At 72.2% G+C, this 5,224-nt stretch carries 4 protein-coding genes; all 4 read right to left on the reverse strand.

Features of this window, described 5'->3' with window-relative positions; genetic code table 11:
* Positions 1-215 precede the first annotated feature (215 nt).
* Positions 216-2,111, reverse strand: a complete 1,896-nt coding sequence (locus ACWGI8_RS38855; protein WP_453668157.1) for a helix-turn-helix domain-containing protein — start codon at positions 2,109-2,111, stop codon at positions 216-218.
* Positions 2,112-2,227: 116 nt separating this feature from the next.
* Positions 2,228-3,055 (reverse strand): 3-hydroxybutyrate dehydrogenase, encoded by an 828-nt coding sequence (locus ACWGI8_RS38860; protein ID WP_453668158.1) that lies wholly within the window; start codon positions 3,053-3,055, stop codon positions 2,228-2,230.
* Between the two features lie 55 nt (positions 3,056-3,110).
* On the reverse strand, positions 3,111-3,593 hold the full coding sequence (locus tag ACWGI8_RS38865) for an NUDIX hydrolase (protein ID WP_453668159.1): 483 nt from the start codon (positions 3,591-3,593) through the stop codon (positions 3,111-3,113).
* A 9-nt stretch (positions 3,594-3,602) separates the two neighbouring features.
* The gene (gene lnt, locus ACWGI8_RS38870) at positions 3,603-5,207 is read right to left on the reverse strand and encodes an apolipoprotein N-acyltransferase (protein ID WP_453668160.1); all 1,605 of its coding nucleotides are present in this window, start codon (positions 5,205-5,207) and stop codon (positions 3,603-3,605) included.
* Positions 5,208-5,224 lie beyond the last annotated feature (17 nt).

Raw genomic sequence — 5,224 nt, forward strand, 5'->3', positions numbered from 1 at the left:
GCTCGAAGCGGTGCACCCGGCCCGCTTGTGCCGTCGGCGGGGCCGGCGGGCGACAGGGATCGGCGCATGACGGGGAATCAGCAGGTCGCAGGGATCGGCGGGTGACAGGCAGTCAGCGGGCCGCAGGATCGGCGGGTGACGGGGAGTCAGCGGGCGGCAGGATCGGCGGGTGACGGGAAGGCGGCGATCTGTGAGGGTCGGCGGATGATGGGGGGTCAGCGGGCGACGGCCGCGGATATCGCGTGCAGTCGCAGGGCGAGCTGGATCTCCAGGGCACGGGCCGGCGACTGCCAGTCCTGGCCGAGAAGCCGGCCGATGCGCTCCAGCCGCTGGGCCACCGTGTTGACATGGACGTGCAGCTCGTCCTTCGTACGGGCCGGGCTCATGCCGCTCGCGAAGTACGCGTCGAGTGTGCGCACCAGGTCCGTGCCGCGCCGCTTGTCGTAGTCGGCGACCGTGCCGATGGTTCGCCGGACGAAGCCCTCGATGTCACGGGTGTCGGCGAGCAGCAGCCCGAGGAAGCCAAGATCCTGCGCGGCCGCGCCCTCTCCTGAGCGCCGCAGCGACCGCAGGGCCTCTACGCAGCGCCGTGCCTCCACGTAGGCCCCCGCTATCGAGCCCGGGGCGGCGACCGGGGCCTCGACCGGGGCCGACGCGCCGACCGTGACCGGCTCGCGGAGCGTGCCGCCGAGGTGCTTGGCGGTCTGGCGGGCGAGGTCGCCGGCGTTGTCTCCGGGGCCGAGCGGCAGCAGCAGAACCGTGCCGCCGTCGCGGGCCGCGGCCAGGCCGTGCCGGGTGGCCGCGAGGTGCGAGGCCGCCGACCAGAGACGCTGGCGATCCGCGGTGGCCCGCTCCGTACCTCCGGCGCCCGGGTGGGCGTCGATGCGGGCGGCGAGCACCACATGCGGTGCGTCCAGGTCGGCGCGGAGCCGGGCAGCTCGCTCACGCAGCAGGCGGGGGTCGCGGTCGGGGGCGTCCAGCAGATCGTCGAGCAGTTCGCCGCGCACCCGCTGCTCGGCCTCGCCCGCGGAGCGGCGGGCCAGCAGCAGGAGGGACGTGACCATCGCGGCCCGCTCCAGGGTTCGCCGGTCGACGGGGTCGAGCGACGGGTGGCCGTGCAGCACGAGTGCGCCCAGCAGTTCGCCCCCGGCGGACACCGCCGCGACCCAGTCGTCCCCGTGCCGTATCGCATGTCCGTCGGTGCCGGTGAGCTCCATGGTGGTGAGCGACGGGGCGCCGGGGTCGGCGAACCCGACGGTGCCGTCGAGGACCTCGGACACGGCGCCGGCGACGTCATGGACCCCGCCGCCGTGCAGGACCAGCTCGGTGAGCCGGTCGTGGACGTCCGAGGCCCGCTCGATGACGGCGCTGTGGTCACGGATGATCTCGTTGGCCCGCTCCAGCTCGGTGAGCGCAGTACGGGTCTCGGCCAGCAGGTTGGCAGTGTCGATGGCGACCGCGGCGTGGGCGGCGAAGGATCCCAGCAGGGCGACCTGTTCACGCTCGAAGACCCGGGCCCGTCTGTCGGCGGCGAAGAGCACGCCGATGACCTGGCTGCCGAGCATCAGCGGGACGCCGAGGATCGCGACGAGGCCTTCGTCCCGGACACCCGAGTCGATGGCGCCGGTGTGCTGGAAGCGCTCGTCGTCGAAGTAGCTCTCGGTCACGTACGGCCGTGCGGTCTGGGCGACGAGTCCGCCCAGCCCCTCCCCCATGCCGAGCCGCAGCTGCTGGAAACGCGCCGACACCGAACCTTCGGTGACGCGCATGTACGTGTCACCGGCCGCGGGGTCGTTGAGGCTGAGATACGCGACCTCCGTGCCGAGCAGCGACCGGGCGCGCTGCACGATCGCCCGGAGCACCGCGTCGAGGTCGCGCAGACCGGAGAGATCGTGTGCGGTCTCGAACAGCGCGGACAGCTCCGCCTCGCGGCGCCGTCTGCCCTCCAGCTCGGCGCGCACGCGCAGCGCAAGCTGCTTGGCGTGCTCCAGACCGGACAGCGTCTCGGCACCCGCGCCGCTCGCACGGGCGAGCAGCACGGGCCGGTCGTACGCCTCGGCGGCGGCGCCGCGTGCGAGGAGCTCCAGGTAGGAGGCCTGATCGTGGGACATGAACACAGGGATACCTGCCGTACGGGGGGTCTCGCCAGCCCCTGTGGACGGCGCGGCCCCTGTGGACAACTCCGTCACCCGGCCCTGGTGACCGCCACCGGGTCACCCCGAGCGGCTCAGTGCGCGGTCCAGCCGCCGTCCAGGGCCAGTGACGTACCGGTGACGAAGGACGCCTGCGGCGTACAGAGGTACGCGACCGCCTCGGCGACCTCCTCCGGCTCGATGAGGCGCTTGAGGGCCGAGTCCTTGAGCAGGACGTCCGCGAGCACCCGCTCCTCCGGGATGCCGTGCGCGGCTGCCTGGTCCGCGATCTGCTTCTCGACCAGTGGGGTTCGCACATAGCCCGGGTTGACGCAGTTGGAGGTGACCCCGTGCGGGGCGCCCTCCAGCGCGGCGGTCTTGGAGAGTCCCTCCAGACCGTGTTTGGCGGCCACATAGGCGGACTTGAAAGCCGATGCGCGCAGCCCATGCACGGAGGAGAGATTGACGATCCGGCCCCACCCCTGCGCGTACATCTGCGGCAGCGCGCCCCGCATCAGCCGGAACGGAGCTTCGAGCATCACGGTGAGGACGGTGTGGAACACGTCCGGCGGGAACTCCTCGATGGGCCGGACGAGTTGCAGCCCCGCGTTGTTCACCAGAACATCGGTTCCGGCGGCCGCCTCCTCCGCCGCGTCGAGGTCCGTCAGATCGAGGACGTGCGGTTCGACGGCGCCCGCCAGGCCCGGGCCGAGGGACTGCTCGACGAGCGCGTCGAGTCCTGCCGCATCCCGGTCGACAGCCCTGACCTTGGCTCCCGCGGCCGCGAGCCGCAGTGCGCAGGCCCGGCCGATGCCGCTCGCAGCCCCCGTCACGAGGGCGGTCCGGCCCCCCAGGTCGAGAGCGACGGACTGCACGGCGACGGAGGAAGCGGAGTGGGGGGCGGGACCCGGGCTCATGGTCATGTTCCGCACCCTAGGTACAGCGCAGGCGCCGACCGATGTGGTCAGCGCCCACAGTTCACCCCGTCACCGTGGAGTCGAACCACGTCGGTTCATCGGCGAGCGCCTGCTTGATCCGGAACAGCGCAAACTCCTGAAGCTCGGGCAGCGCGTCCACGGAGAACCAGCCCACCTCCAGCGACTCCTCGTCGTTGACGCGCGCCTCGCCGCCGACCGCCCGGCACCGCAGGCAGACGTCCATGAACTGGCACTGGTCGCCGTTGGGGTACGTCACCGGCTTCGACAGCGTCTGCACGAGCACGATCCGCTCGGCGACACAGCGCACGGCCGTCTCCTCGTACACCTCCCGCACCACCGCCGTCGCCGGCTGCTCCCCCGGGTCCGGGATTCCGCCGATGATCGACCACTTGCCGGTGTCGGCCCGTCGGCCCAGGAGCACCCGTCCGTCGTCGTCGAAGACGACGGCGCTGACACCCGGCAGAAAGAGCAGCTGGTGGCCTGCGGTGGCGCGGATCTCTCGGATGAAGTCAGGAATAGCCATGATCCAACCCTAACCGGCGCTGCCGCGTCGCTCCCGTGCGCGTCCGTAGCCGACCCACCCGAGGGCCCCGGCGGCGAGCGCCACGAGGACGCCCTCGGGCAGCGTGCCCATGCGCGTCGCCGGGGTCAGCGAGGAACGCAGCGGAATCTCGGCGACCAGGGCGTCGGGGGTGAACATCTTCGTCTGCTGGACGATCTTCCCGTCGGGCTGGATGATCGCGCTGACGCCGCTGGTGACGGGGACGACGACGGCCCGGCTGTGCTCGACGGCCCGTACCCGCGACATCGCCAGCTGCTGGTAGGTCATCTCGCTGCGCCCGAAGGTGGCGTTGTTGCTGGGTACGGAGATCAGCTGGGCACCATCGGTGACGGTGTCCCGCACCGCCCAGTCGAAAGCGGCCTCGTAGCAGGTCGCGAGCCCGACCTTGGTACCGGCGAGGTCGAAGACGCCCACCTTGTTGCCGGGGCCGAAGTCGCGGCGGACCCGGTCGACGTCCTTGCTGAACAGGCGGACGAATGGCCGCATGGGGATGTACTCGCCGAACGGCTGGATGTGCCGCTTGTCGTAGGTGGCGACCGGACCGCGCTCCGGGTCCCACTTGATCAGTGTGTTGCGCAGCGGGCCCGTCTCCGGGGTGACGACGGCTCCGACCACGGTGGGTGCGCCGATCGCCTTGACGGCCTGGTCGATCACGAGTCGCGCGTCGCCGTTGCGGTACGGGTCGAGGTCCGAGGAGTTCTCCGGCCACAGCACGAAGTCCGGCTTGGCCACCTTGCCGGCCGCGACGTCCTCAGCGAGCTGCTCGGTGCGGTGCGCGTGGTTGTCGAGGACCGCGCGGCGCTGCGCGTTGAAGTCCAGGCCCAGGCGCGGCACATTGCCCTGGACCGCCGCGACGGTCGCGGTGCCGTCCTCGGGGGAGTCGTCGACGAGCGGCAGTGCGGCGAGCGCGCCGCTGACGGGAACGAAGACGGCGAGCAGTGCGGCCGCGAGAGGCCCGCGCGGCAGTTCGCGCGTCTTCCGGTACGTACGGAGCCGGCGCGCGGTCTCGTACAGTCCGAAGCCGCAGAGGGCGACGGCGAAGCCGAGGACAGGGGTGCCGCCCACCGCGGCGAGCGGCAGGAAGAAGCTGTCCGCCTGACCGAAGGCGATCTTGCCCCAGGGGAATCCGCCGAACGGCGCCCGCGCGCGGGCCGCCTCGCCGAGGATCCAGACGGCCGCGCCCCACACCGGCCACAGCGGCAGCCGGGTCACGAGAGCGATGCCCACGCAGGTGACCGCGACGAAGAGGGCTTCGACAGCGGCGAGGGCTATCCACGGGATCGCCCCGACTTCCTCGCCCGTCCAGACGAGCAGCGGAAGCAGGAAGCCCAGACCGGAGAGGTAGCCGAGGCCGAGCGCCGCGCGCGGCCGGCGCCCGTGGAGGCACCAGGCGAGCAACGCGAAGCCGGGCAGCGTCAGCCACCACAGGGGGCGCGGCGGAAAGCTCAGATAGAGCAGCACCCCGGACAGCACGGCCGCACCGGGGCGCACGAGCCGCTGCAGCAGCCGGCGGGCTCGGTCGCGTGGGGCGGCAACGGGCTGCTGGGTGTCGGCGGAGGTGATGGTGGCGCTCACCTGCCGGAGTCTACGGT

The sequence above is a fragment of the Streptomyces sp. NPDC054841 genome, from assembly GCF_053611045.1.

Coding starts and splice junctions, on each gene's coding strand:
- ACWGI8_RS38855 (WP_453668157.1), bottom strand. CDS start 2,111: ATGTCCCACGATCAGGCCTCCTACCTGGAGCTCCTCGCACGCGGCGCC.
- ACWGI8_RS38860 (WP_453668158.1), bottom strand. CDS start 3,055: ATGACCATGAGCCCGGGTCCCGCCCCCCACTCCGCTTCCTCCGTCGCC.
- ACWGI8_RS38865 (WP_453668159.1), bottom strand. CDS start 3,593: ATGGCTATTCCTGACTTCATCCGAGAGATCCGCGCCACCGCAGGCCAC.